We start from the raw sequence: 24,868 nt of genomic DNA, 5'->3' as shown, positions 1-24,868 counted from the left end.
GTGCTGCCCGCGAACGAGGGCACGGCACGGGAATCATCGCCCCGCTAGCCTGACAATGTGTCATCTCGTCACACCCGTAATCGCTGGCGCGTCGCGCTCCTGCTCGTCGGCGCCCTCTTCGCGGCGATCCTCGCCTCGCTTCTACTCGCGCCGGCGATGGTGTCGCGCGAATGCTTCTCCGTCGACGTTCCTGGCGACGGCGAGTACTGCGGAGACGTCGCCACCGACACGCTGCTCGGCTACGAGGGGAACACCTCGCTGTGGATCGCCTCGCTCGTGCTGATCGTGGTGGGCACCGGCATCCTGATCACCGCCCTACGGCGACCACGCACCCGCTGACTCCCCTACTTGTCACCGCCGAAGATCAACCCGATATCGATCGGCATCGCGGCGACAACCGGGGTCCAGGTCGCGCCGTACGCGCGCTGGTAGATGCGTCCGCCGGTGTTGACGAGTGCGAGCAGTCCCCCGCCGGCGGCCAGCGTGCGGCCGTCCGATCCGTCGAGCTGGGTCCACGCGTCGCCGCCGAACTCGTAGATCTCGCCCTGCGTGTTCGTGAGGAAGACGTGGCCGTCGTCGCTCGCTGTGATGTCGCGGCCGTCGCTGCCCGGCATCTGCTGCCACGAGCTGCCGCCCCACCGATAGAGCTCGCCGTCGGTGTTGACGAGCCAGACGTCCTGACCGGCTCCGATCCGGACGGCGTCGCTTCCCGGCATCCGCTTCCATTTCTGCGATCCGGGCGCCAGCGTGTAGATCGAGCCCTCGGAGTTCACCAGCCAGGCGGTGCCGTCGTTGGCGACCGCGATGTCTCTGCCGTCGCTGCCGGACAGCTGCGTCCACGCGCCGCCCGCGTACTCATAGATCTTGCCGACCGTGTTGACGAGCAGCACGCGGCCGCCTCCGACCCCGATCGCGACGCCGTCGGAGCCGGGCATCTGCTCCCAGCGGTTGCCGGCGTAACGGTAGATCGCGCCGTTGTCGTTGACGAGCCACCTCGACCGGGGCTCGATGCCGTCGTTGCCGACCGCGATGTCCATGCCGGACGAGCCGATCATGAGCTTCCAGGTCGCGCTTTTGAAGGTCTGGGCGACGAGCGCCGCCGCCTCGGAGTTGGGGTCGTCGACAGCGGCCTCGACGATGGCGCCCTGCTCTTCGAGCCCGTAGTCGCCGAAGTTCTTGCCGGGCACGAGCTGGAACCTGTACGAGGCGGAGTCGCTGCCGATCACGTGGTCGGTGAAGGCGTTCCATCCGTACCAGGTGATCGGGAAGTGATGCAGCTGCCACACGTGCGTGAGCTCGTGCGCGAACTCCGCTTTGTGCTGTAGGGGGTCGGCATACCACTCGCCGAGGTACATCTTGTAAGGGTCGCCGGTGAGCGTCGGGCGGACGAACGGGCGGTCGTCGAGCCCGGTCCCGTCGGTCAGCTCGATGTCGTCGCGCACGGCGAAGTCGCGCTCGAAGATGCTCAGCGCGAACTGGTACTCCTCGGGAGTCATTTCCCGACTGGCCATTTCCTGCCTCCTTGATCGCCGGTGAGCGCGGGCTCACCGGACCGGACGCCGAGACCAACCCCTCAGCGCGTCATGGGCGGAGCGGTTCGGAGATCTCGCCGCCCTCCTCGGGATCGCTGCTGGCCACCGACAGGTCGCCGTGAGTCACGTCGGAACCGCCACTCGTGGGCGCGGTTCGCTTGATCGGGTCGATTGCATCGGTCGGAATGGTGGGACCGAGGTGTCCGCTCGAGCGGATCTCTTCGATGTCGACCTTGCGCTTGCCGCCGAGCGCCTTCTTGAACGCGTCGACGAAGGTGGAGATGAGTCCCATCGCGGCGACCCTCCGTATGCCAAGGGAGACTGAAGACCAGCCTCACGGCCGAATGAAAAACCCCCAAGCGATGCGCATGCCTGCGGACCACCGTGTCCGCCTGAGCGGGACAGTAGCACTCGGTTGCGGTCGCGACAATGGACCGGCGCGAGCGGGCGACGGGTGGCGGGTGCCTGCCGGCGGGCGGCGAGAGCCGAGCCGTGCCGCGGCGCGTGGCGGTGGCGCGGGCGCTATCCTGACCGCGTGGCACCCCAGCGAAGCGGCGAGCACATCGTGCTCATCTTCGTGGGCGCGTTCGTCGCCTTCGTCGTCGCCTCTCTGCTGCTCGCACCGACGACGACGCCCGGCATGTGCGTCGACTCCCCTGATCCGGATGCGTCGTACTGCACGGAGTTCCCCATGCAGACCCTGCTCGGGTTCGAAGCGAACGCGTGGGTGTGGATCGGCGCTCTCGTCGTCATCGTGATCAGAGCCGCTGCGTTGATCGCACGGGGCCGACGTCGGCGGCGTGCTCCTCGTCAGTAGGCTGGCCGCGTGGCAGACAGCACCGCGACGCGCAGAACCATCGCCTGGGCGGTCGCGGCGCTCACGGCGGGGGTGCTGCTCGTCTACCTGCTGTGGATCGGCTGGCTGTCGACCATGGCGACCGAGGGCGATGTGCCCCCGGTCTCGTCCATCCCGCTCCCCGCGGGTTCCGAAGTCATCGGCGAAGAGCTGTCCTGCAGCAGCGGCGGATGCACCGCGGTCATCGAGGTTCTGCCTCCGGACGGGATGTCGCCTGCCGAACTGGCGGCGGCACTCGGCGCCGCTCCGCGGCTCGAGATTCCCGGCAACCTGCTCGATCCGCGAACGATCAACGTCAGGGCCTCCGCCGGCGAAGAGACGCTGACGCTGCTCGCCGACTACTTCTCGCACCAGTACACACCCTGACGCGCGACCGCGAACATCCACCGCCGCCGCCACCACCGCCACCGCCACCACCGCCGCCGCCGCCAACCGAACAACGCGCCGACCGGACCCCGCGTGCGCCCACCGGACAACGGTTGCTCAGGAATTCGCAAAGCTCCCCTGAAGAGGCCGTATCGGCGACGGCGAGCGCCCTAGGTTCATTCCTGGGTCGCACTTCGTGCGCGGGGGGAAGTTCGGGGGCTTTGCGCCGCCCTGTTTCAGCCTGCCACGGGCGCCCGACCGGGGCACGGCATCGGCCATCGGCTGCATCAGTCGACGGGCGTTCCGCTCTGGTACCTCGCCCGGCCCCCAGAGCCGGAACCTCCCCACTGAAAGAGAACAATGACTGATACGCAGCAGCCGTCGCCCGCTCCCCAGAATCAGCCGCCGGCCTACCAGCCGGCGCAGCCCGTCTACCAGCAGCCGCCGGTCGGGCAACCCGTTCAGGCTCCGCTCAAGCCCAAGCCGGCCCGTAACGTGCTCGGCATCATCGCGCTCATCGCCGCCGGCGTGGGCTTCGTGTTCGCCTGCATCCCGGGCGCGCTCCTGGTCGGCTGGCTCCTGCTGCCGATCGGCTTCATCCTGGGCATCGTCTCGCTCTTCATGAAGGACAAGGCGAAGTGGCAGGGCCTGACCGCCATCATCGTCTCCGTCATCGGCACGATCGTCGGCTTCATCGTGTTCTTCGCCGTCGTCGCGACCTCGTTCAACAACGCGTTCGGCGACTCCGACGTCGAGATCAGCGACGGCGACACGTCGGTCGTCGAGGAGGGCGAGGAGTCCGCAGGCGACGCCGGCGCCGAGGTGGGCACGCGCGAGAACCCCGCCGCCATCGGTTCCACCATCGAGGGCGACGATTGGACCGTCGTCATCAACTCGGTCACCCCCGGTGCGACCGACCAGGTGCTCGCCGCGAACCAGTTCAACGAGTCGCCCGACGCGGGGACCGAGTACCTCCTCATCAACTACACCGTCACCTACACGGGCGACGACGCCGAAGGTCAGATGCCCGCGTGGGTGACCCTCGACTACGTCACGGCCGACGGCGTGACCGTGAACAGCCTCGACAAGCTCCTCGTGGCTCCGGACGCGATGGACACCACGAGCGTCCTCTACGCCGACGCCACCGCGACCGGCAACACGGCGATCCAGGTGCCGAGCCCCGTCGACGGCGTCATCGCCGTGAACCCCGGCATGATGTCTGACACCGTCTTCGTCGCGACGAAGTAAGCACGGAGACAGACAAGGGGCCGGAGAGCATCGCTCTCCGGCCCCTTCTTCGTTCGGTCACCGGCGAACGCTGAGGAACTCCCCGATCGCCCTTGCCAGCTCCCCCGGTGCCTCCTCCGCCACGTGGTGGCCGGAGTCGATCCCGCGGCCCGTCACGTCGTCGGCCCAGTTCCGCCAGATCACGCTCGGGTCGCCGTACAGCTGCTCGAGGTCGTCGCGCAGCGACCACAGCACCAGTAACGGGAGCTGCAGCCGCCGACGCGCCGCACGGTCGGCGAGCTCGTCCGCGCGATCGACGGTGAGCCCTGCGCGATAGTCCTCGAGCATCGCCCGCACGACCGTCGGGTCGCGGATGGCCCGCAGCCATTCGGCGTGGTTCTCGGCGCCCATCGTCTCGGGGTCGCCGCGGTACCAGGCATCCGGATCCGCGTTGATCACGCGCTCGGGAATCTCGGGCTGCGCGAAGAAGAACCAGTGCCACCACTCCGTCGCGAAGCGCGCGTCGGCGCGCGCCAGATGCTCGCTGATCGGGATGCAGTCGATGAGCACCAGGCGATCGATGCGCTCCTCGTGGTCGAGCGCCATCCGCAGCGCGACGTAGCTGCCGCGATCGTGGCCGACAAGGTGGAAGCGCTCATGGCCGAGCGCGGTCATCACCCCCAGGAGGTCCCCAGCGGCGGCGCGCTTCGAGTGGGCTCGGTGGTCGGGCGACGGCGGCGGACTGGTCGACCGCCCGTACCCGCGCAGGTCGGGGCAGACGACCGTGAAGCCCGCCTCGACGAGAAGCGGCGCCACGCGGTGCCACGTCGATCCGGTTCGCGGATGCCCGTGCAGGAGCAGCACGGCCGGCCCGGCGCCGCCGTGTCTGACGTGCACGCGCTCGTCGCCGACGGGCAGGTCGCCGATCGAGAATCCCTCGAACATGACCTCATTCTGCTATCGACAAGAAAATCCTCGTCCGCGAAGCGCACCGATCACCCGCTGAAGGGCACGCCGGTCGCCCCTCCGCGTTCCCGCATGCTAACCCTGCTCCCCCGCCGTGAAAAGCCCCCTTTGCTACACGACGGACCCCGCCTAGCGTGGCCACTTCGATCGGTCTGCTTCCCGATGGGGGAGGCGGGACCACCACTGAAAGGAAGTGCACATCATGTTGCGCAAAAGCAAGATTGCTGGCGCCGGAGTCGCCCTCGCCCTTTCCGCCGCGTTGGGAGTGCTGCCCGCCGTGGCCGCCAATGCGGCACCGCCGGTCGCCAGCCAGTCCGTCGTGCAGAAAGTCGCGGTGCCCAGCGCACTCGACGTGACGGGTGACGGCTTCACGGGTCAGATCACCGACCTGACCGCTCGAGCCGTCGGCGGCGACATCCAGCTCACCGGTGTCATCGAAGGTGTGCTGAACGGCCAGACCATCGCCCCCTCCTCGTTCACTACGGTGGTCGACAGCCTCGACGTCGCCAGCGACTGCACGATCCTCGATCTCGACCTCGGGCCGCTTCACCTCGACCTGCTCGGCCTCCTGATCGACCTGAACGAGATCCAGCTCGACATCACGGCTGTTCCGGGCGCGGGCAACCTGCTCGGAAACCTCCTGTGCGCGGTGGCCGGTCTGCTCGACGGAGACGGCCCCCTGACGGGCATCTCGGCCCTGCTCAACCGCCTGCTGACGGGCCTGGGTCTCTGATCTGAGCTGATCCCAGCCCTGGCATGCGCCCCCGGCCCGGCAGACCCTCGTGTCTCCGGGTCGGGGGCTCACCTCGTTCCGGGGCACCCGCGCGCGGCGCCGCTGGCGGTAACGCTCGCCGGGCCTGCCACTCTCCCGCCATAGGATCGGACCACCACCGACCCGAAGGGCCCGCGTGACCGACTCGAGCCGCACCGAGACTCCGCCCGCCCGGCTCGCGCCCCTCTACGCCGCCGGCTTCGTCACGGCGTTCGGCGCGTTCAGCGTGGCCGCGGGCCTCGGCGCCTCGGGAGAGGAGATCGGGCTCAGCCTGCTGCGGATCGGCGTGCTCCTCGCGCTCTACGACATCGCCGAAGTGCTGCTGAAGCCGGTGTTCGGCTCGCTCGCCGACCGGATCGGCCCCAAGCCCGTCATCGTCGGCGGTCTGCTCGCCTTCGCCGCCCTCTCGCTCGTGGGCCTCGGCGCGGAGAACACGGTCCTGCTCGCAATCGCCCGCCTGGGCCAGGGTGCCGCGGCGGCGGCGTTCTCACCGGCATCCTCTGCCAGCGTTGCGCGTCTCGCCGGCCCCGGCCGCACCGGACGCTACTTCGGCCGCTACGGATCGTGGAAGAGCCTCGGCTACACTCTCGGCCCGCTGCTGGCGGCGGCGCTCATCGGGGTCGGTGGCCTGCCCCTCCTCTTCGCCGTGCTCGCCGGCGCAGCCGCGATCGTGGCGATCTGGGTCGCCGTCGCCCTGCCGCCGATCAAGCCTCTCCCCCGCCCCCGGTACACCGTGCTCGACCTCGTTCGGCAGACCACCGATCGGCGGTTCGTCATCCCCACGCTCGCGCTCGCCACCTCGACCGCCGTGCTCGGCGCGTCGGTCGGGTTCCTCCCCGCCCTCGCGACGCAGGACGGCTCGGGGCTCTTCGCCGCGATCGGCATCGCGTCGGTACTCGCCCTGACCTCGGCGCTCGTGCAGCCGTGGATCGGGTCGCTGCGTGACCGCGCCACGATGTCGGACCGCGCCGGCGTCGTGCTCGGCCTCGTCGTCATGAGCGCCGGCGTGCTCGTGGCGGCGGCCCCGTGGGGACCGGCGGGACTGTACGCGGCGGCGGTACTCATCGGCGCGGGCATCGGCGTCGTGACGCCTTACGGGTTCGCGGCGCTGGCCGACTCGACGCCGCCCGAGCGCATGGGCCGCACGATGGGGTCCGCCGAACTCGGACGCGAACTCGGAGACAGTGCAGGTCCGCTGCTCGTCGGCGCCGTCGCCACCGCGGTCAGCCTCCCGGTCGGGCTCGCGGCGCTCGCGGGCGCCACCCTCGCCGTCGCGCTCGGCGTGGGCGTGACGCCTGCGAAACGGCCGACCGACGCTACAGGTTGACCCGCTACGGATCGTCAGCCGCCCTGCTTCCGGTCCCGTGACCGGAACGCGGGCCGTGCGAGGGCACGCTTCAGATCCGGTCGGCCACCGTGACCAGCGCCACGCCGGCGACGAGATCCGGCGGAACCTCGAGGACCCCGGCGCCGGTCGCGTCGAAGAGACGCACGGTCGCGGCATCCGACTCGACGTCCGCCGCGATCACGCGCAGCTGCACGCGAGGATCCCGGCCCGACGGACTCGTGATGCCCACCGCCCCGCGGTGGACGAGCGCTCCGGGGATGTTCAGCACAACAGCGCCGTGCTGATCGATGATGTGGAGTTCGTGATCGGTCCAGACGAACGTCGATGCGTGCACGTCGAGCCGCACGAGACGGGCGGCGTGCAGGTACGCGGCCGCCTGCGCGGCCTCCGCTGCCTGACGCGTCATGGCCACTCCTTCCCGCACCAAGGAGTCCGACGCAGGATCGGGTGATACCCGCCCGCCTAGAACGCCACGATGCCCTTCCCGACGCGGAGCGGGCGGGGGCGGGCCGAGGGACTCGCGCGCGTCAGCTCAGGGTGCCGCGCACGATCGAGTCGCCAGAGTGCGCAGGGTCACCGTCGATCGGCTCGACCGACACGTCGACGATGCTGTACTCGGCGAGGTCGAGGCCGTCGGGGATCACGAAGCTCCCCGACTCGCCCTCGAGCACCCCGAGGCTGATGAGCGCCGCAGCGTCGTTGCGGATGAGCCACACCTCGCGGTAGCCGTCGCCCGCGGCGGCCGCGTCGAGGGTCACCATGAGGGTGCGCGACCCGTCGCGCGCCGCTTCGACGTCGGCGCTTCCACGCGCGTCGGGGTGGTCGGGGAACGGGTCGAGCTCGGCCGCGGCGACCACCTCGGGCGTCGTGGTCGCGGTCACCACCCACGCGCCGATCCCGACGCCGGCGACGAGCACCAGCGACGCGGCGAGCGCCCAGAGCCAGGGCCGGCGGGAGGCGCGCTTCGGCGTGGCGGGGGGCGGGGTGGGTGCCGTCGGCTCGGGCACGGTTTCCCGCTCGGACGTCGCCGCGGGCGCGGCATCCGTCAATCCCAACTCGTCGACGACGCGCCCCCACACCCGGTCGGGCGGAGTCTCGAGCGGGCCGTCGTCGATCGTCGCCCGGGCGAGCACCACCGTGCGGCGCAGGTCGGCGAGCTCGGCGGCGCACGCAGCGCAGCCTGCGAGGTGCTCCGTGTCGACGCTGCTCGCGACCGGCTCGCCGAGGGCGAGCAGCGTGAGCTGGTCAGGGTCGAGGTGCGACACGGGGAACCTCCAATCTGTCGCGCATCCGCAGAAGACTTCGCCGCAAGTGGCTCTTGACGGTACCGAGCGGCATGTCGAGTCTGCGGGAGATCTGCTCGTGGGTGAGGTCGTCGTAGAAGGCCAGCCGCACGACCTGCCGGGCATCCGGAGGCAGTCGGTCGATCTCGTCGGCGAGGAGGACGGCCGACGCGACGTCGGGTGGCTCGCGCACCAGGTCTTCCGGACGGGTGTTGCGCGCGAGCTCCTCATGCAGCTGGCGGATCTTCGCGCGCGACTCGTGCATGTCGGCGATCCGCCGGCGCGTGATCGCGATGAGCCAGGTCGACAGCTTGCCTTTCGCGGGCGAGAACGAGGCGCGGGACGTCCAGGCCGAAACGAACACGCGCTGCGTCACGTCCTCGGCATCGGTGCGGTCGCCGAGCGAACGCAGCGCGAGCGTGAAGACGACCGGTGACCACCGGCGGTAGATCTCGGCGAGCGCCGCCTCGTCGCCCGCGATGAAGCGCGCGTCGAGGGCGGCTTCCGCCGCTCGGTCGTCGTCCATACCCTGTTCCGCTTCGTCCCGGTCGTCGATGGCCGGCAGGCTCACGCTACCGCCGGGGCGCTCGCGTGTCTGCCGACGGCCGCGAAGAACGGCCCTCGAGAAGACATTCCGCCGGTGGGCGCGATTCGGATGCAGCATCCGCTCACCTCTTTTCGGTGCGCGTGCATCCGAACGGCGTGCCACTGCGGAACAACCAGTAGCGCCACCTCCGGCGCCGCCGTCATCACCGAAGGAGCTGAACGATGAAGAAACACATCCGCACGGTCGTCGCCATCGCCGCCGCGGCCGCCCTCACCTTCGCCGCCGCGCCCGCGCACGCCACCGGCGGAGCGAAGCCGACCGGCTCGATCGTCGACATCGCCGTCGCCGCATCGGGCGGGGGCACTCCCGACAGCAACCCGTGGGACTACGACATCCTCGTGCAGGCGGTGCTCGCCACCGGCCTCGACGGCGCACTCGCCGACAAGACGGCGACCTGGACCGTCTTCGCACCGAACGACCGCGCGTTCCTGCGCCTGGTGCGCGACCTCACGGGGGCGACGCCGGCCTCCGAGAGCGAGGCGCTGACCACCATCACGAACGCCTTCACGACCGACGAGATCGCGAACATCCTGCTCTACCACGTGGTGGCGGGCCAAAAGCTCAGCCCGCTGAAGGTGATCACGGCGAAGTCACTCACGATGGCCAACGGCGGCATCGTCAAGCCCCGCGCCTTCACCCTGCGTGACGAGACACCCGCGCTGGCCGACCCGAGGCTGGTGCTGTGGAAGATCAACATCCCCGCGGCGAACGGGGTGATCCACACGATCGACCGGGTGCTCGTCCCCGCGTCCTGACCTCCCCTATGCAGGACGCCGTCCGGCCCCGCCACTTCTCCGGCGGGGTCGGACTCTCTTTACGGGGGTGGGTGCGGCCACGTCGCCAGGCGTCACGACGGGAGGAGCTCGCCTCGGTTGGTCGCGCCGGCCGGCGGGGGCGTCGGTCAGACGGTGGCGCCGCACATGCCGCAGACGCCCGTCGACGGAACCTCGACCCAGCAGTTGGGGCACACCGCGCGGGGACGTTCCTCGACGGCCGGGCTGCGGCGCGGGGCCGCGCGACGGTCGGCGCGCACCGGAGCCGGAGCGGCCGCCGGCTTCTGCGGTGCCGGGCGGTGCGCGAGGCAGTAGAACCGCACGTATCCGCCGTGCTGCTTCGGATGCCGGTGCTTCACCGCCCACAGCTCGGTGCGAGGCAGCGGCTGCGAGTCGCCGCCGCAGACCGAGCAGCGGGTGTCCTCGCCGGGGAAGACGTCGGCGACCAGGGTCGGTGTCTCGAACGCGAGATCGTCTCGCCAATCGGACGACGCGACGATCTTCATGCTGGATCCCTTCCCCAGGCTCCTCGACCAGGAGCACCTCCACGAGGGTACCCGCCGCGGCTGAACACGAAGTGCACGAGCGGATGCCTCGGGGCGAAGCATCCGCTCATCATCGACGCCCGGCGCCGCAGCGCCGGGGACGCCGAGACGGGGCGGACCGACATCCGCCGTTCGCGGGGAGTTCACCGTCGCGAGGTACGGTGCCTCAACTATCGCAGCGGCTCGGAGGGAGGGGCGATGAAGGAGATCACCGACCTCTCGGAAGAGGACGCCGACTGGCTCGCGGGCCACGTCGCGACTCTCGAGCGACTCGACATCGACCTCGATCCCGTCGTGCTCGACGCCTACCTCGAGCGCGCCCGGGTGTCGGAAGGGACGCTCGTCGTGAACCTCGTCGGCGCCGGCCTCGGGCAGATCCTGGTCGACCGCCTCGACCTGCGCTGGGTGTCGGTGACCGACAAGCGCGGCACCCGCATCGGGCTCTACGGCGACGCCAAGAAGACGCTGGTCTTCCCGTTCGAGGCCGTCGCGCGGCGCCGGGCAGGTGAGAGCGGCAGCCTGGCGAAGTACGTCGCCGAGACGGTCGCGACGATCCAGAAGCTCCGGGCGGCAAAGGCCGGTTGAGACCCGCCGCGCAGGGTCGCCTGGTGGCGGGATCGCCGGGTCGACCGGTGGACCTCAGCCGACGTGGAAGACTCCGATCTGGGTGACGCCGTCGGGCTCGTAGACCGGCAGGTCCCACCCGTTCGGATACATCGCGCTGCGCTCGTCCTGCCACTGAAGCGCCTGCTTCGGATTCTTCGGCTGCCCCGGGTGCTCGGGGCTGAACGCGTTGAGGTCTTCGGAGCGGACATAGCCATCGACGAAAGACCCGTCCGGCGCCTCGCCGACCACGGAGACCAGGTCGGGCTCGCCCTGCGCCGTGCCCATCGCCCCATACGACTCGCCGTTCTCGTTCACGTTCAGCAGCGTCGGTATCTGGGTCACGTACTGCACGGTCACGATCCCCTCCAGCCCGCGGGGCTGGATGTAGAGCGTGTCCACTGACTCATCCAGCGGGAAGTCGAGCCACGTATAGGCGGTGACCGGGCCGGTGACCTCGGACTGAGTCCACGACGAAGACGGGTTGTTCCCGCCCGGATCCATCCCGAAGACGACCGAACCGGCTGTGAGCGCAGACACCGTGACGCGGGCGTGAGTGGCGCCGACGGGACGATCGGCCAGCGACACCTCCGTCTCCGAATCGAATGGCAGCGTGATGGTCGGTTCGTCGAAGAGGGTCGTGATGGGAGCGCCGGGAATCACTCCCTCCGGCGCGACGACGGCATCCGGCACCGCCGGCGTCGGCCGGCCTTCGGGGAACGCGGGTGCCGCCACGGGCGAGAGCAGCCCGGTTGCCGCAAAGGCCCCGGCCGATGCCCCTGCCCCGGCGAGCACGCCCGCGAGCACGAGCCCCGCGGCCCATACGGTTCGGCGGCGGCGCGGCACGGTGGCTGCGACGCCGTCGATGAGCCCGGCGCGGATCGCGTCGGAACGTTCGGGACTGAACTGACTCATGAGCCTCCTTCCATCACGGGCTGCGGATCGATCGACGTCCTGAGGTCGGCGCGCAGCCGCGAGAGGCGCATCTTGGCGGCCGACTCCGAAATGCCGAGAGCGGATGCCGCGTCCCGCACGGTGAACCCCTCGAGAGCCGTCATCGCCAGCAGCCGCGCGTCGGCCGGCCGTGCGGCGGCGATGGCGGCGCGCAGCCGCACCACGCGCTCGTCGTTCTCGTCGGCGATGCGCTCGGCGTGATCGGGCACGTCGGCCGGCGCGGGCAGCGCCGCGAGGAACCGGCGGTGCCGGCGCTGCGACCGGTCGGCGTTGCGGAGCACGTTCTGCGCGGTGACGATGAGCCACGGCAGCAGCGATCCGTCGACGAAGCGTACGGCGCCGCGCCTGCGCCAGAGCTCGAGGAAGACAACGGCGGTCAGGTCTTCGGCGTCGGCGGCTCCGTTGCCGCGCACGATCAGGTGGCGGAACACGCGGTCGCGGTGCCGATCCCAAATCATGCCGTACGCGCGGGCGTCGCCGGACACCACCCTCTGCCACACGGCGTCGTCCGAGTCATCCGTCACACTTCATAGTGTCCGCTGACGCCCGGAGGGTCACATCCCGACGCGGCGAACCTCATCGGAAGTCCCGTGACTGGTGATGAACGCCCACCCGCAGGTCTTCGAACCTGTCGGCGAGCAAGTTCGTGACGCCCTCGACCGAGCGCTCCAGCACACCGCGCACGATCAGCGCGGGCGCGTCGCGCACCACCCGCCGGTAGCGGTTCCAGACGCCCACCGAGCAGATCACGTTGACGAGGCCGTGCTCGTCTTCGAGGTTGATGAACGTGACACCGGATGCCGTGGCCGGCCGCTGCCGGTGCGTGACCAGCCCGGCGACCTCGATGCGCCGGCCCGACTCGTGCGAGCGGAGCCCGCGCGAGGTGAGGACCCCGCGCGCGTCGAGCCCCGAACGGTAATGGGTCATCGGATGGTCGTCGGTCGAGACGCCCGTCGCCCACAGGTCGGCGGCGAGCCGCTCGTAGCTCGTCGGGTCGGCGAACAGCGGCGGCTGCACCGCGACGAGCGAGTCGGGCAGGAACTCCGGCCGGTCGAGTGCGGCCGAGCCCGCCAGCCAGATCGCCTCGCGGCGGGTGAGCCCCATTCCCTCGAACGCCCCCGCTGTCGCGAGCGCCTCGAGCTGCACCGCCGTCACGCTGGTGCGGCGCACGAGGTCGCGCAGGTCGCGGAACGGACCCTCCGCCTCGCGCGCGGCGACGATGCGCTCGGCGACCTTCGCACCGATGCCCTTGACGCCCGCGAGGCCCAGCCGCACAGAGAACCGGCCGTCTCGGCGGTGGGCCGCGGACTCGTCGGGGGCGTCGATGTCGAAGAGCCCGACCGGCGGCTGCATGCGGTGGGCGCATGAGTCGAGGCCGGTGGGGCCTTCACCGCCTCCCTCCACCGGCTCGAGGACGGCCTCGACGCCGGACACGTGCAGGTCGGGCCGGCGCACTTCCACGCCGTGGCGCCGCGCGTCGGCGACGAGCGACGCCGGCGAGTAGAACCCCATCGGCTGGGCACGCAGGAGCCCCGCGAGGAACGCCGCCGGATAGTGCAGTTTGATCCACGAGCTCGCGTAGACGAGCAGCCCGAACGACAGCGAGTGCGACTCGGCGAACCCGAAGTTGGCGAACGCCTGGATCTTGGCGTAGATCGCGTCGGCGTCGTCGCCCACCAGCCCGTTCTCGGCCATGCCTGCGTACAGCTTCTCTTTCAGCGACTCGATGCGCTCGACCCCGCGCTTCGAGCCCATCGCGCGCCGCAGCAGGTCGGCGTCCTCGCCGGTGAGCCCCCCGACGGCCATGCCCATCTGCATCAGCTGCTCCTGGAACACCGGGATGCCGAGCGTGCGCTCGAGCACCGGCTTCAGCTTGGGGTGCGCGTACGTCACCTTCTCCATGCCGAGCTTGCGCTTGACGAACGGATGCACCGCACCGCCCTGGATCGGCCCCGGCCGGATCAGCGCGATCTCGATCACCAGGTCGTAGAACCGCCGCGGCTGCAGGCGGGGCAGGAGTCCCATCTGCGCGCGCGACTCGACCTGGAACACCCCGATCGAGTCGGCCCGGCACAGCATGTCGTAGACGGCCTTCTCCTCTTTCGGCAGCGTCGACAGCTCCCAGTCCTCGCCGGTGGAGGCGCGGATCATGTCGAAGCAGTACTGCAGGGCGGCCAGCATCCCGAGCCCCAGCAGGTCGAATTTGACCAGCCCCATCCAGGCCGCATCGTCTTTGTCCCACTGGATCACCGTGCGGTTCTCCATGCGGGCGTGCTCGATCGGCACCACCTCGCCGACAGGCCGGTCGGTGAGCACCATGCCGCCCGAATGGATGCCGAGGTGCCGCGGAGCCTTCAGCAGCTCGCCCGCGAACTCGAGCACGCGGTTCGGGATGTCGTGCCCCGGCCCCGTCTCGAGGTGCGCACCCCATCCTTCGACCTGCTTGGACCAGGCATCCTGCTGACCCGGCGAGTGCCCCAGCGCCTTCGCCATGTCGCGCACCGCGTTCTTCGGCCGGTACTGGATGACGTTCGCGACCTGCGCCGCCCGATCACGGCCGTACTTCCCGTAGACCCACTGGATGATCTCTTCGCGGCGGTCCGAGTCGAAGTCGACGTCGATGTCGGGCTCTTCCTCGCGCAGGCTCGACAGGAAGCGCTCGAAGGGGAGGTCGTACGCGATCGCGTCGACGGCCGTGATGTCGAGCAGGTAGCAGATGGCGCTGTTCGCGGCAGAGCCGCGGCCCTGACACAGGATGCCGCGCCGCCGCGCCTCCTGCACGATGCCGTGCACGATCAGGAAGTACCCCGGGAAGTCCTTCATCTCGATGACCCCGAGCTCTTTGTCGATGCGCTCCCGGTCTTTCTCGCGCAGGCCGGGATACTTGCGCGGCACCGCCTGCCACACCAGATGCCGCAGCCACGACATCGGGGTGTGCCCGTCAGGCACCTCCTGCTGGGGCAGCGCCGGCTTGGCGCGGCGCAGCGGAAAGGCCAGCTCGTCGGCGAGCGTCACCGTGCGGGCGACGGCGTCGGGATGCCGGACGAAGCGCTCGGCCATCTCGGCGCCCGAGCGCAGGTGCGCCCCCGCGTGCGACGGCAGCCAGCCGTCGAGCTCGTCGAGTCCGCGGTTTGCGCGCACCGCGGCGACCGCCGCAGCGAGGAGCTGCCGCTTCGGCACGGCGTAGTGCACGTTGTTGGTCGCGAGCAGCGGCAGGCCCCGCTCGCGGGCGAGACCCGCGAGCACGTCGTTGTCGCGGGTGTCGAGCGGGTTGCCGTGATCGATGAGCTCGACGTGCACGGCGTCGCGCCCGAAGAGGCTCACCAGAAGATCGAGCTCGCGGGCCGCGGCATCCGCCCCCTCGTCGGCCAGCGCGCGGCGCACCGCCCCCTTGCGGCAGCCCGTGAGCACCCCCCACTCCCCCGACGCCTGCGCCGCCAGTTCGTCGAGGTCGTAGGCAGGCCGCCCCTTCTCGGCCCCCTGCAGCTGGGCGTGCGTGATGGCACCGGCGAGCCGGTGGTAACCCTCTTCGCCGCGCGCGAGCACGAGCAGATGAGCGCCGGTGGGATCGGGCTCGCCGTTCTGCGGCTTGGGCAGCTCGAGCGAGAGCTCGGCCCCGAACACGGTCTTGAGCTCGAGCGACTCGGCCGCCTCGGCGAAGCGCACGATGCCGTAGAAGCCGTCGTGATCGGTGATCGCCAGGGCGTGCAGTCCCAGGCGCTCGGCCTCTTCGGCGAGCTCTTCGGGAGAGGACGCCCCGTCGAGGAACGAGAACGACGAGTGCGCGTGCAGCTCGGCGTACGGGATCGACTCGGCCGGCCGCTCGATGCCCGGGGCGACGTACGGCCCGCGCTTGTGCGACCACGCCGGGCTGTCGCCGCCGTCGGCGCCCGCCGGACGCCCGGTCGGCCGGCGGCGGTCGCTCAGCACCCGCTCGATCTCGGACCACGGGACGGAGGGGTTGTCGAAGCCCATCAGGCGCCTCCCCCGCGCGGAGCGCCCGGACGCACGTCAGTCATAGGCCGCCTCCGCCGTCCAGACGTCGCCGTCGCATACCAGCAGCCACGCGGCGCCGTCGGCGTCGACCACCTGGAAGCGATGCGCCCGGCGGGCGCGCACCGGATCCCACGTCCGCTCCACGACCGGCCACGGTCCTGCCCACGCCTCGATCACCCGGCGCCGGCCGCTCTCGACGAGCACGGCGGGCACGGCCGAGACGATGCCCCGGTCGTCGACGTCGATGGTCTCGCCGCCGAGCGCCCGCACGTCGACCGGCACCGGCTCGGCGAACACCGTCGTCGGCAGCGGATCGGGAAGGCTGCCCGGCCACGGCCGCGCACGCTGGGCGGCGAGACCGTCTCTGCCGGTGGCGTGCCGGTCGCCCCACGGCACGAGGACCTGCCGCTCGACGAGCCACCTCCCGCCCCCGATCTCGGGAGTGAGCACGCCCCGGTGCCCGAGCATCGCCTGCACGCGCGACAGGGCATGGTGCACGCGCTCCTCCGGCCCGCCGCCGAAGATCGCCGGCGCGTGATGGGACGCCGCGTCGACCGCCTCGGGAGAGATGCGCACCACGGCGACCCCGCTGCGCAGCAGCCCGCCTTCGAGCCCGCCTTCGCCGGGCTTGCCGACATCTTCGGCCAGCTGCCACCGCACCCGGTCGACCACCGCGGCGGCGTCGAACGACCCCGGGTGCAGCCACACCCGCTCGCTGCGCTCACCGCGATCGCCGACGAGCTCGACCCGCAGCTCGGTGCACACGAGGTCGATCGCACCGAGCCCGGCGATGAAGTCGTCGGCGGTGACGCGCATGCCGAACGCGACCTGGTCGGCGATCTCGAGCGGCGGCTCGAACGCGATCTCACGATGGAGCTCGGGAGGCGGCGTGCTCGGCTCGACCGGGCGCGAATCGAGGCCGCCCGAAAGCGCGTGCAGACGGACTCCCCGCTCTCCGAACCGCTCGCGCACGCGCTCGGGAGGCATCGCCGCGAACTCGCCGAGCGTCTGCACGCCGAGCCGGGCGAGAAGGCCCACGAGGTCGGCGGAGCCGGATGCCGGTGCCCCCGCCCCCAGCGACGAGGCGTCGAGCACCCCGACCGACAGCGGCGCGAGGAAGCCCGGAGCCGCGCCCGCCAGCACCGAGAACACCGGGTCGGCGGCGCTCGCCCCCACCTTGGCCGCCTGCTCGGCGGTGAACGGACCGTCGGCGATCCCCGCCCGGACGTCTGCGAGCCCGAGGTCGCGGAGCGCGTCGAGCAGCACGCGCGCCGCCTCGATCTCTCCCCCGTAGTAACGGGCAGGACCCTTCGCGCGCAGCGCGCACAGCCCGGGCCGCACCAGCTGCACGCCGGGCGCCCGCTCCTCGATGCGGGCGACGACAGGGGCGAACGCGCGGTGATCACGTGCCGCATCGGCCGGCACCACGACCAGCCCGGGGCAGCGTGCCTGTGCGTCGCGCCGGCGCTGCCCGCGGCGCACCCCCTCGGCACGGGCGGAGGTCGAGCAGGCCGCCACCAGGTTGTGCTCGAGGACCGCCACCGGCCGCGCGGGGTCGAGCGGGACGCCGCCGACCAGCCCGCCGCCGTCGCGGGTCAGCGCGGTGACCGGCCAGTCGGGGAACCACAGCACCAGGCTCCGGACGGGAGATTCCACCGTCATGTCAGCCCACCGCCCTCGCTTCGAGCGGGACGAAGCGCTCGTCACCCTGTGACCCGCCGACCGTGCCCGCCCGGAGCGACTCGACGCCCCGCACCGTCTCGGGTGCGGCCGACACGTGCCCCGAGGCATCCGGAAGCATCACCCGAGACCGACGCGAACGCGGCCACCGCCTGCTCGAGGACGTGAGCGTCACTTCTCGCGCGGCGAGATAGCCGTGGCCTCTGCCGACCCCCGACCAGGCCGGGTCGGCGACCTCGAGCACCGCCTCGGCCTGCGGCCACGGCCCCTGCACCAGCAGCACGGCGCCGCGGTCGCGCAACCGCGCCGCGAGGCGGGCGATCTCGCCGTCGGCAGCGCGACCGGCCGGACGCACGGCGACGACGGGCAGCACCTCGGCGATGGTCGCCGTCACCGCGAGCCACCGGGCACCGGGGTCGGGGATGAGCACCAGGCGCGAGAGATCGACCCCCAGACCCTCGGCCGCCTCCGCTCCGAGCCGGGGCATGCCCACGACCCCGCACCACGACCCGGACTGCGACGGCTGCGACAGCAGCGCCAGCAGCAACGACGTCGAGCGCGGCAGCGAATACGCCGACCCGGGCCGCAGACCCCCACCGGGAAGCAGCGATGCGAGAGCGGGATGAACGGGCAGCACCGGGGTGTCGAGCTTTCGCCCCTGCACCCGCTCGAGCTGAGCCCGCAGGCGGGCCACCTCGCTCTGCGGCCCGGTTCGGGCCGGCTCTTGCGCGTGCACCGCCGTGAGCTGCACGGTCGCCCTCATTCCCACAGAATAGAACAGATGTTCTATTACTTCAATTGCAGGAATCGAAGATAACTCGCACCACGGACATCCGCCTCATCGAGGCGGCTCGGCGGCGCCGGGGCTCAGGCGGCGAGCGCCAGATACGGCTCCCACCGCGGATCAGTGCGCTCGGTGCCGCGCACCGTCCACTGCCCGCCCCGCGGGGGATGCGGCGTGAACCGAAGCTCCCAGTGCATCTCCTGCGGAGTGCGGTCGCCCTTGATGTTGTTGCACTTCAGGCAGCAGGCGACGAGGTTCTCCCACGAGTCCCCGCCCCCGCGCGACCGCGGCAGCACGTGGTCGATCGTCGAGGCCGACGAGCCGCAGTACGCGCACCGGTGGGCGTCACGGCGCAGCACCCCGCGTCGCGTGACCGGCACACGGCGACCGCCCGGGACCCGGACGTATCTCGTGAGGATGATCACGGCAGGGCGGTCGTACGCTCGTCGCGTCCCCCAGACCGGATCACCGTCGGTGTGCTCGATGACGGTGGCCTTCTCGTTCATCACGAGCACGAGAGCCCGCTTGAACGACACGACGGCGAGCGGCTCATAGCCCGCGTTCAGCACCAGAGTGCGCATTGATCATCCTCTCGAATGGCCGGGACGGCTTCTCGGTATTCGACTTCTCGTGACGATCGAGGGGCGCAGGGGCAACAAAAAAAGGCGCTGTCTTATAGACAGCGCCATGGCGCCACGGTCTGACCGTGGCATCCGCTCGTGCAATGCCGAAGGACGAGGCGTCCGAGCGCATCCGTGGTTCGGATGCGTGGTGTGATGCCCATCGGCTCCCTCCGCTTCTCTCAGCGTCGGGTTCAGGCTAACGCACCCACAGGCGGCGAGGGTCGCAGCGAACGGTGAACGCCCCGTGGCGTGTCGGCGAACGAACGATCCCCCCGGCGACTGGCGCCGGGGGGATCGAGGAGACTGCGTTCGACGGGTCAGCCCGCGTTGGCCTGCAGCCACGCGTACGGGTCGACGTTCGAGCCGTTGATGTACGTCTCGAAGTGCAGGTGGTTCGCGGTCGAGCGACCCGTGCTGCCCACGAGGCCGATGATCTGGCCGGCCTGGACTGTCTGGCCGGGGACCACCTGGCGGCTGCCGTAGGTCATGTGCCCGTAGAGGGTGCCGACGCGCTGGCCGTTGATGACGTGGTCGATCGTGACCGCGACGCCGTAGCCGCCGTAGCTCTCCTGCGAGACCTTGACGACGCCCGCGGCGGCCGCGTAGATCGGCTCACCCGCGTTCGCGAGCATGTCGACGCCCATGTGGGCGCCGCCGCGCGTGCCGAAGCCCTCGCCGAGCCGGTAGTTCGCGAGCGGCCAGCGCACCGCGCCGGAACCGGGCGCGACCATGCTGAGGTCTACCGAGAAGCGCGTCTGCGACGAGGCGACGCTGGCTGCGAGGCGAGCCCGCTCTGCGGCGGCCGCGGCGGCCTTCTTCTTCTCGATCTCTTCGGACGTGGTCGCCGAGTAGCTGTCGCGAGCAAGATCGGTGGATGCCGCATCCGACGCGACGACCAGGGACTGCGCGTCATCGACGGCCATCTGCTGGATCGTCTTGGCCTCGGCCGTGGGAAGGTTCGCGCCGAAGGCGGGAAGCGCGATGGTGGCGATGAGACCGCCGACCATGCTCAGGATGACCAGGCTCTTCAGCGGCTTGACGACGGGGTTCGGGCGCTTCGCAGCGGTGGACGCGGCGGGGCGGGTCGAAGCGGTGGTGGTGGCGACGGTCGCGGCGGCCCGGGGACGGCGTCCGACCTGACGGCGCGCACGGGTGCGTCGGGTCAGACTCGTCGCGGCGGTCTCGGGCTCGTTCGCGAGCGAATCGTTCTGTTCAGCCAAACTGTCCTCCGGCGCCTCTGCGCCGGTGGCGCTGGCTCGTCGGCATTCGGTGTCGGGGCACGATATGCAGGCTTCACCGCGTGGACGACGAGCCAGGGAGGCAATCTACGCGGGGTCCGATCGGCGGGCTTCTCGCCTGGTGGACTTTTCGAGGCTACCCGAAGGTAACGAATCTGTCACGCTCATCGCCTGGCAGTTCCCTGCGCGTGTGGTGAAGCAGGCTGTGGAGGAGTCAGCGGCGCTCGTCGACGAGGAAGATGTGCGAGGCGACCTCGACGGGCAGTTCGAGGCCCTCGTCGCTGCCGTGCATCTGCACCAGGACGTAGCCCTCGTTGTACCGGTAATCGCCGGATGCGCCGGGCAGGACGCCCGCGCCCTTGAGCTGCTGCAGCAGCTCGGGGTCGACCTGCGCGGGCTCGGCGAGGCGGCGCACGGTGCCCGAGATCGGCTCGCCGGCCTCGTTCAGACGGCGCACGAGACCCACGACGCCCTGCTCGAACTCGTTGGCCGGCACGTCGCCCAGCTGGGCGAGACCCGGGATGGGGTTGCCGTACGGCGACTCGGTCGGGTGGCCGAGCAGCTCGACGAGGCGGCGCTCCACCTGCTCGCTCATCACGTGCTCCCACCGGCATGCCTCTTCGTGGACGTACGCCCAGTCGAGGCCGATCACGTCGGACAGGAGACGCTCGGCGAGACGGTGCTTGCGCATCACGTCGACGGCCTTCTGGCGGCCGGCGTCGGTGAGCTCGAGGCTCCGGTCTTCGGAGACCACGACCAGCCCGTCGCGCTCCATGCGCCCGATCGTCTGCGACACCGTGGGACCCGAGTGCCCGAGACGCTCCGAGATGCGCGCGCGCAGGGGAACGATGTTCTCCTCCTCGAGCTCGAGGATCGTGCGCAGGTACATCTCGGTGGTGTCGATGAGATCGGTCATGTCGCGAGGTCCTCGAATCGGGGAAAGCCGGTTAGGACAGCCTATCTTGGCGGCTGGACACGCGGCGCCGTCACGGCCCGTCATGCGGCGACGGCCGCGCGAGGGGCCGACCTACAATCGACCCATGCCCCACGTCGAGCTGCCCCGTGAGATCCTGCCCGCCGACGGACGCTTCGGCTGCGGCCCGGCGAAGGTCCGCTCCGCACACCTCGAGGCCCTCGCGGGCCCGGGCTCGGCACTGCTGGGCACGTCGCACCGACAGGCGCCGGTGAAGGACCTCGTCGGCCAGGTGCGCGCCGGCCTCGGTGACCTCTTCCGGCTGCCGACCGGCTACGAGGTGATCCTCGGCAACGGCGGCTCGACCGCGTTCTGGGATGCCGCGGCCTTCGGTCTCATCGAGAAGCGCAGCCAGAACCTCGTGTTCGGCGAGTTCGGCGGCAAGTTCGCCGCCGCCGCCAAGGCCCCGTGGCTCGAAGCGCCCGACGTCCGCGAGGTGCCGGCCGGCACGCGCACCACGGCCGAGGCCGTCGAGGGCGTCGACGTCTACGCGTGGCCGCACAACGAGACGTCCACCGGCGTCGCCGCCCCCGTGCGGCGCGTGAACGCCGACGAGGGCGCACTCACGGTCATCGACGCGACGAGCGCCGCGGGCGGCATCGACTTCTCGATCCACGAGGCCGACGTCTACTACTTCGCGCCGCAGAAGAACCTGGGCTCGGACGGCGGCCTGTGGTTCGCGCTCGTGTCCCCCGCCGCGATCGAGCGCATCGAGCGGATCGCCGCGTCCGGCCGCTACATCCCCGAGTTCCTGAGCCTGAAGAACGCGCTCGACAACTCGCGCCTCAACCAGACGCTCAATACCCCCGCGCTCACCACGCTCTTCCTGCTCGACAAGCAGCTCGACTGGATCCGCGACAACGGCGGTCTCCAGTGGGCCGACGCCCGCACGCGCGAGTCGTCGCAGGCGCTGTACGACTGGGCCGAGGCATCCGCCGTCGCCACACCCTTCGTCGCCGACCCGGCCGACCGCTCCCCCGTCGTCGTCACGATCGACTTCGACGACACCGTCGATGCGGCCGCGGTCGCCAAGAGCCTGCGCGCGAACGGGATTGTCGACACCGAGCCGTACCGCAAGCTCGGTCGCAACCAGCTGCGCATCGCGACGTTCGTCTCGATCGACCCGGACGACGTGCGTCAGCTGATCAGGAGCATCGACTACACCCTCGAGCGCCTCTGACCTCCGCCTCGCCGCTCAGACGAGCGGCGAGGGCGCCTTCTCGAGCACCGACGAGACGATCGCCTCGATGGCGAACTCGGACGCGCGCCCGAGGTCGAGGGCCGTCGGATCGAGCAGCCACTGCACCTGCAGACCGTCCATGACGGCGAGGATGCTCGTCGAGGCATATGCCACCGTCTCGGGCTCGTCGATGCCGCGCTCGGCGCACACCACGGCGAAGGCGTGGGCGACCTCGCCCCGCAGCGTGTCGTAGCGCTTCTGGAAGAAGTCGCGGCCGGGGTGGTCGCTCGTGACGGACTCGGCCGACAGCACGGCGTAGGCCTGCACGATGCCGGGCCGCTCGGCGTTGGCGAAGGCGGTGCGCACGAGGTGGCGGAAGAGGTCCATCCCGTCCGGGATGTGCTGCTCCTCGAGGTCGGCGACATCGGTCTCATCACGATGCCGCAGCACCTCGAGGAGAAGGGCGTCCTTCGAGCCGAAATGATGCAGGATGCCTGCGTGGGTCATGCCGACCTGGTCGGCGATCTCCTGCAGCGTTCCGCCGGTGAAGCCCTTGGCGCCGAAGATGTCGGTCGCCGCGTCGAGGATGTCGCGTCGGCGCGCGAGAGTCTCGGGTCGCGAACGCGGCTGTCTGCGCTGCTCGGTCACTGGCTTCCGCCCCCTCGACTCATCCGGCGGATCAAGAGTCTACGCACGCGCCCGACACCGCCGTTCACGACGCGCTTGCAAAGGTTACTTACTTGCTTGTAAGTTATTCCCGCAATCACCCCCGCGACGTCGTCGTCGTTCCCTCCGAGGACACCGGCGTCCCCGTAAGAAGGAGAAGCAATGAGGCTCAGGTCTTCCCTTGTCGCCGTCGGCATCGCCACGGCGATCGTGCTGACCGGCTGCGCAGCCGGCGGCAACGACTCCGGCGATGCGGAGCCCGGCGCGGCTCTCACCATCGCCAAGCCCGACGGCGCGATCACCACCGAGTCGAACAACCCCTACCTCGCCGACTCGTCGGCATCGAAGTACTCCTACGGCAAGGTGATCTTCGAGTCGCTCGCCCTGGTCAACCCGACCGGCGACCTCGGCACCACGCCGTGGCTCGCCGAGTCCGTGGAGTGGAACGACGACTACACGCAGCTCACCGCGAAGGCGCGCAGCGGCGTGCAGTGGAGCGACGGCGAGGACTTCACCGCCGACGACATCGCGTTCTCGTTCAACCAGGTGCTCGAGGGCAAGCTCAACGACACCAACGCGCTCGACCTCAAGAGCGTGAGCGTCGACGGCGACACCGTCACGATCGACTTCAACAGCTCGAAGTACACGCAGCAGGCCCGCGTGCTGCATTTCCAGATCGTGCCCGAGCACATCTGGAAGGACATCGAAGACCCGAACACCGACCCGGTCACCGGCGAAGGCCAGGCGGTCGGCACCGGTCCGTACGTGCTCGACTCGTGGACGACCGAGTCCGTCACGCTCACCGCGAACCCCGACTACTGGGGCGGCGAGCTGACCGTGCCCGAGCTCCACTACGTCTCGTACGGCGACAACGCGGCGCTCACCACCGCGCTCGCGACGGGCGAGGCGGACTGGGCGCAGGCCTTCATCCCGCAGATCGAGGAGAGCTACCTGTCGGCCGACCCCGATAACCAGTTCCTCGTGTCGCCCACCGCGGGCGCGGGCACCCTGTTCATGAACCTGCAGGAGAAGCCCTTCAACGACCCGGCCCTCCGCCAGGCCCTCGCGTGGACGATCGACCGCCAGGCCTACGTCGACATCGCCCGTGAAGGAGCGAGCGAGGCGGTCTGGAGCGTCACCGGCCTCGGCGACCTGCTCTCGGGCGAGATCCTGCCCGAATACGCCGACCAGAACTACTCCGTCGACGTCGACAAGGCCCGCGAGGTGCTCACCGACGCCGGCTACACGTGGGAGGGCGAGGCGCTGATCGACCCCGACGGCGAGCCCGTCACCTTCTCGATCTCCGTCCCCGCGGGCTGGAGCGACTGGAACACCGAGCAGGCGCTCATCGCGGAAGAGCTCAAGAAGGGCCTCGGCATCGAGGTCAAGGTCGACCAGCCGGACTGGGGCGGCTGGGACGCCGCACGTCAGGAGGGCACCTTCCAGGCGATCATCCACTGGCTCGAGGACACCGGCAACGCGTACGGCCTGTACACCTCGACGATGGACCCGAAGTGGATCGTCGACGACAAGGCGCAGTTCAACTTCGGCCGCTTCGACGACCCCGCCGTCACCGAGGCGCTGAACACGTACGCCAACGCGGCGTCGGACGCCGACCGCCAGGCCGCGCTCGAGGTCATGCAGACCGCGTTCGTCGAGAACGTGCCGGCGATCCCGCTCGGCGCGCACCCGCTGCTCGGCGAGTTCAACACGCGCAACTATGTCGGCTGGCCGTCGGAGGAGGACCAGTACGCGTCCGCCGACCCGACTCAGCCCGCGATCGTGCAGATCCTGACGAAGCTGCAGCCCGCCGAATGACGAACGGCAGGCGGGACGGATGCCGCGGCATCCGTCCCGCCTGCTCGTCACGCCCGTCAGCCCTCACGAAAGCGAACC

26 protein-coding genes are annotated in these 24,868 nt (G+C 70.6%); 10 read left to right on the top strand and 16 right to left on the bottom strand.

Going from position 1 to position 24,868, the window contains the following annotated elements; translation table 11 throughout:
- The first annotated feature begins 57 nt into the window (after positions 1-57).
- A complete protein-coding gene (locus OB08_RS06355) occupies positions 58-339 on the top strand; it encodes a hypothetical protein (protein ID WP_461473259.1) in 282 nt (93 codons plus the stop codon).
- A 5-nt stretch (positions 340-344) separates the two neighbouring features.
- On the opposite strand, the gene OB08_RS06350 is transcribed toward OB08_RS06355, so the two are convergent.
- The gene (locus tag OB08_RS06350; protein WP_461473257.1) at positions 345-1,511 is read right to left on the bottom strand and encodes a tectonin domain-containing protein; all 1,167 of its coding nucleotides are present in this window, start codon (positions 1,509-1,511) and stop codon (positions 345-347) included.
- A gap of 70 nt (positions 1,512-1,581) precedes the next feature.
- Positions 1,582-1,824, bottom strand: coding sequence for a hypothetical protein (locus tag OB08_RS06345; RefSeq protein WP_461473255.1), 243 nt, complete (start codon positions 1,822-1,824; stop codon positions 1,582-1,584).
- 243 nt (positions 1,825-2,067) lie between these two features.
- Here OB08_RS06345 and OB08_RS06340 point away from each other — a divergent pair, with 243 nt between their 5' ends.
- The 3 genes from OB08_RS06340 to OB08_RS06330 all read left to right on the top strand — a co-directional run bounded on the left by OB08_RS06340 (position 2,068) and on the right by OB08_RS06330 (position 4,002).
- Positions 2,068-2,349, top strand: coding sequence for a hypothetical protein (locus OB08_RS06340; RefSeq protein ID WP_461473253.1), 282 nt, complete (start codon positions 2,068-2,070; stop codon positions 2,347-2,349).
- A gap of 9 nt (positions 2,350-2,358) precedes the next feature.
- Positions 2,359-2,754, top strand: coding sequence for a hypothetical protein (locus tag OB08_RS06335; protein WP_461473251.1), 396 nt, complete (start codon positions 2,359-2,361; stop codon positions 2,752-2,754).
- A 360-nt stretch (positions 2,755-3,114) separates the two neighbouring features.
- On the top strand, positions 3,115-4,002 hold the full coding sequence (locus OB08_RS06330) for a DUF308 domain-containing protein (protein ID WP_461473249.1): 888 nt from the start codon (positions 3,115-3,117) through the stop codon (positions 4,000-4,002).
- Between the two features lie 57 nt (positions 4,003-4,059).
- Here OB08_RS06330 and OB08_RS06325 read toward each other — a convergent pair whose 3' ends face one another.
- The gene (locus OB08_RS06325; protein WP_461473247.1) at positions 4,060-4,926 is read right to left on the bottom strand and encodes an alpha/beta fold hydrolase; all 867 of its coding nucleotides are present in this window, start codon (positions 4,924-4,926) and stop codon (positions 4,060-4,062) included.
- Positions 4,927-5,149: 223 nt separating this feature from the next.
- Here OB08_RS06325 and OB08_RS06320 point away from each other — a divergent pair, with 223 nt between their 5' ends.
- Together OB08_RS06320 and OB08_RS06315 are read left to right on the top strand one after the other, a co-directional pair.
- Entirely contained in the window at positions 5,150-5,680 is a 531-nt protein-coding gene (locus OB08_RS06320; protein ID WP_461473245.1) for an ABC transporter substrate-binding protein, read from the top strand.
- A gap of 175 nt (positions 5,681-5,855) precedes the next feature.
- Positions 5,856-7,046 (top strand): MFS transporter, encoded by a 1,191-nt coding sequence (locus tag OB08_RS06315; RefSeq protein WP_461473243.1) that lies wholly within the window; start codon positions 5,856-5,858, stop codon positions 7,044-7,046.
- A gap of 70 nt (positions 7,047-7,116) precedes the next feature.
- On the opposite strand, the gene OB08_RS06310 is transcribed toward OB08_RS06315, so the two are convergent.
- The 3 genes from OB08_RS06310 to OB08_RS06300 all read right to left on the bottom strand — a co-directional run bounded on the left by OB08_RS06310 (position 7,117) and on the right by OB08_RS06300 (position 8,876).
- Positions 7,117-7,473 (bottom strand): hypothetical protein, encoded by a 357-nt coding sequence (locus OB08_RS06310; RefSeq protein WP_461473241.1) that lies wholly within the window; start codon positions 7,471-7,473, stop codon positions 7,117-7,119.
- A gap of 121 nt (positions 7,474-7,594) precedes the next feature.
- A complete protein-coding gene (locus tag OB08_RS06305; RefSeq protein ID WP_461473239.1) occupies positions 7,595-8,332 on the bottom strand; it encodes an anti-sigma factor in 738 nt (245 codons plus the stop codon).
- Positions 8,313-8,876 carry an RNA polymerase sigma factor gene (locus tag OB08_RS06300; protein ID WP_461473237.1) on the bottom strand — a complete coding sequence of 188 codons (564 nt, stop codon included), beginning with the start codon at positions 8,874-8,876 and terminating at the stop codon, positions 8,313-8,315. The genes OB08_RS06305 and OB08_RS06300 overlap by 20 nt, the downstream gene beginning before the upstream one ends.
- Before the next feature lie 242 nt (positions 8,877-9,118).
- Between OB08_RS06300 and OB08_RS06295 the strand changes: the two genes are divergently transcribed.
- On the top strand, positions 9,119-9,712 hold the full coding sequence (locus OB08_RS06295) for a fasciclin domain-containing protein (RefSeq protein ID WP_461473235.1): 594 nt from the start codon (positions 9,119-9,121) through the stop codon (positions 9,710-9,712).
- Positions 9,713-9,858: 146 nt separating this feature from the next.
- Here OB08_RS06295 and OB08_RS06290 read toward each other — a convergent pair whose 3' ends face one another.
- A complete protein-coding gene (locus tag OB08_RS06290) occupies positions 9,859-10,236 on the bottom strand; it encodes a glucose-6-phosphate dehydrogenase (protein WP_461473233.1) in 378 nt (125 codons plus the stop codon).
- A 237-nt stretch (positions 10,237-10,473) separates the two neighbouring features.
- Between OB08_RS06290 and OB08_RS06285 the strand changes: the two genes are divergently transcribed.
- On the top strand, positions 10,474-10,860 hold the full coding sequence (locus OB08_RS06285) for a DUF3806 domain-containing protein (protein ID WP_461473231.1): 387 nt from the start codon (positions 10,474-10,476) through the stop codon (positions 10,858-10,860).
- Positions 10,861-10,914: 54 nt separating this feature from the next.
- On the opposite strand, the gene OB08_RS06280 is transcribed toward OB08_RS06285, so the two are convergent.
- The 8 genes from OB08_RS06280 to OB08_RS06245 form a co-directional block, all read right to left on the bottom strand.
- A complete protein-coding gene (locus tag OB08_RS06280; protein ID WP_461473229.1) occupies positions 10,915-11,793 on the bottom strand; it encodes a hypothetical protein in 879 nt (292 codons plus the stop codon).
- Positions 11,790-12,356 (bottom strand): RNA polymerase sigma factor, encoded by a 567-nt coding sequence (locus OB08_RS06275; RefSeq protein WP_461473227.1) that lies wholly within the window; start codon positions 12,354-12,356, stop codon positions 11,790-11,792. Before OB08_RS06275 ends, OB08_RS06280 begins: the two co-directional genes overlap by 4 nt.
- A 52-nt stretch (positions 12,357-12,408) precedes the next feature.
- A complete protein-coding gene (locus OB08_RS06270; protein ID WP_461473225.1) occupies positions 12,409-15,807 on the bottom strand; it encodes an error-prone DNA polymerase in 3,399 nt (1,132 codons plus the stop codon).
- 36 nt (positions 15,808-15,843) lie between these two features.
- Entirely contained in the window at positions 15,844-17,490 is a 1,647-nt protein-coding gene (locus tag OB08_RS06265) for a DNA polymerase Y family protein (RefSeq protein ID WP_461473223.1), read from the bottom strand.
- A gap of 1 nt (position 17,491) precedes the next feature.
- Positions 17,492-18,271 carry a hypothetical protein gene (locus tag OB08_RS06260; RefSeq protein WP_461473221.1) on the bottom strand — a complete coding sequence of 260 codons (780 nt, stop codon included), beginning with the start codon at positions 18,269-18,271 and terminating at the stop codon, positions 17,492-17,494.
- Positions 18,272-18,375: 104 nt separating this feature from the next.
- Positions 18,376-18,873, bottom strand: coding sequence for an HNH endonuclease (locus OB08_RS06255; protein WP_461473219.1), 498 nt, complete (start codon positions 18,871-18,873; stop codon positions 18,376-18,378).
- Positions 18,874-19,232: 359 nt separating this feature from the next.
- A complete protein-coding gene (locus tag OB08_RS06250; protein WP_461473217.1) occupies positions 19,233-20,135 on the bottom strand; it encodes a M23 family metallopeptidase in 903 nt (300 codons plus the stop codon).
- A gap of 232 nt (positions 20,136-20,367) precedes the next feature.
- Positions 20,368-21,069 carry a metal-dependent transcriptional regulator gene (locus tag OB08_RS06245; RefSeq protein WP_461473215.1) on the bottom strand — a complete coding sequence of 234 codons (702 nt, stop codon included), beginning with the start codon at positions 21,067-21,069 and terminating at the stop codon, positions 20,368-20,370.
- Between the two features lie 124 nt (positions 21,070-21,193).
- Between OB08_RS06245 and serC the strand changes: the two genes are divergently transcribed.
- Positions 21,194-22,306, top strand: a complete 1,113-nt coding sequence (gene serC, locus OB08_RS06240) for a phosphoserine transaminase (RefSeq protein WP_461473213.1) — start codon at positions 21,194-21,196, stop codon at positions 22,304-22,306.
- Between the two features lie 15 nt (positions 22,307-22,321).
- Here serC and OB08_RS06235 read toward each other — a convergent pair whose 3' ends face one another.
- The gene (locus OB08_RS06235; protein WP_461473211.1) at positions 22,322-22,954 is read right to left on the bottom strand and encodes a TetR/AcrR family transcriptional regulator; all 633 of its coding nucleotides are present in this window, start codon (positions 22,952-22,954) and stop codon (positions 22,322-22,324) included.
- Between the two features lie 180 nt (positions 22,955-23,134).
- On the opposite strand from OB08_RS06235, the gene OB08_RS06230 reads away from it, so the two are divergent.
- Positions 23,135-24,790 carry an ABC transporter substrate-binding protein gene (locus OB08_RS06230; protein WP_461473209.1) on the top strand — a complete coding sequence of 552 codons (1,656 nt, stop codon included), beginning with the start codon at positions 23,135-23,137 and terminating at the stop codon, positions 24,788-24,790.
- Positions 24,791-24,868 lie beyond the last annotated feature (78 nt).

The sequence above is a fragment of the Microbacterium sp. HJ5 genome, assembly GCF_054824025.1.
Note: the sequence above shows the minus strand (reverse complement) of the source record. Positions and strands in the feature narration are given on the sequence as shown.

Bases quoted from the DNA above. Each gene is read 5' to 3' on its own strand.
- OB08_RS06350 (WP_461473257.1), bottom strand. From the start codon at position 1,511: ATGGCCAGTCGGGAAATGACTCCCGAGGAGTACCAGTTCGCGCTGAGC.
- OB08_RS06345 (WP_461473255.1), bottom strand. From the start codon at position 1,824: ATGGGACTCATCTCCACCTTCGTCGACGCGTTCAAGAAGGCGCTCGGC.
- OB08_RS06330 (WP_461473249.1), top strand. From the start codon at position 3,115: ATGACTGATACGCAGCAGCCGTCGCCCGCTCCCCAGAATCAGCCGCCG.
- OB08_RS06325 (WP_461473247.1), bottom strand. From the start codon at position 4,926: ATGTTCGAGGGATTCTCGATCGGCGACCTGCCCGTCGGCGACGAGCGC.
- OB08_RS06320 (WP_461473245.1), top strand. From the start codon at position 5,150: ATGTTGCGCAAAAGCAAGATTGCTGGCGCCGGAGTCGCCCTCGCCCTT.
- OB08_RS06310 (WP_461473241.1), bottom strand. From the start codon at position 7,473: ATGACGCGTCAGGCAGCGGAGGCCGCGCAGGCGGCCGCGTACCTGCAC.
- OB08_RS06300 (WP_461473237.1), bottom strand. From the start codon at position 8,876: ATGGACGACGACCGAGCGGCGGAAGCCGCCCTCGACGCGCGCTTCATC.
- OB08_RS06295 (WP_461473235.1), top strand. From the start codon at position 9,119: ATGAAGAAACACATCCGCACGGTCGTCGCCATCGCCGCCGCGGCCGCC.
- OB08_RS06290 (WP_461473233.1), bottom strand. From the start codon at position 10,236: ATGAAGATCGTCGCGTCGTCCGATTGGCGAGACGATCTCGCGTTCGAG.
- OB08_RS06285 (WP_461473231.1), top strand. From the start codon at position 10,474: ATGAAGGAGATCACCGACCTCTCGGAAGAGGACGCCGACTGGCTCGCG.
- OB08_RS06280 (WP_461473229.1), bottom strand. From the start codon at position 11,793: ATGAGTCAGTTCAGTCCCGAACGTTCCGACGCGATCCGCGCCGGGCTC.
- OB08_RS06270 (WP_461473225.1), bottom strand. From the start codon at position 15,807: ATGGGCTTCGACAACCCCTCCGTCCCGTGGTCCGAGATCGAGCGGGTG.
- OB08_RS06265 (WP_461473223.1), bottom strand. From the start codon at position 17,490: ATGACGGTGGAATCTCCCGTCCGGAGCCTGGTGCTGTGGTTCCCCGAC.
- OB08_RS06260 (WP_461473221.1), bottom strand. From the start codon at position 18,271: ATGAGGGCGACCGTGCAGCTCACGGCGGTGCACGCGCAAGAGCCGGCC.
- OB08_RS06255 (WP_461473219.1), bottom strand. From the start codon at position 18,873: ATGCGCACTCTGGTGCTGAACGCGGGCTATGAGCCGCTCGCCGTCGTG.
- OB08_RS06245 (WP_461473215.1), bottom strand. From the start codon at position 21,069: ATGACCGATCTCATCGACACCACCGAGATGTACCTGCGCACGATCCTC.
- serC (WP_461473213.1), top strand. From the start codon at position 21,194: ATGCCCCACGTCGAGCTGCCCCGTGAGATCCTGCCCGCCGACGGACGC.
- OB08_RS06230 (WP_461473209.1), top strand. From the start codon at position 23,135: ATGAGGCTCAGGTCTTCCCTTGTCGCCGTCGGCATCGCCACGGCGATC.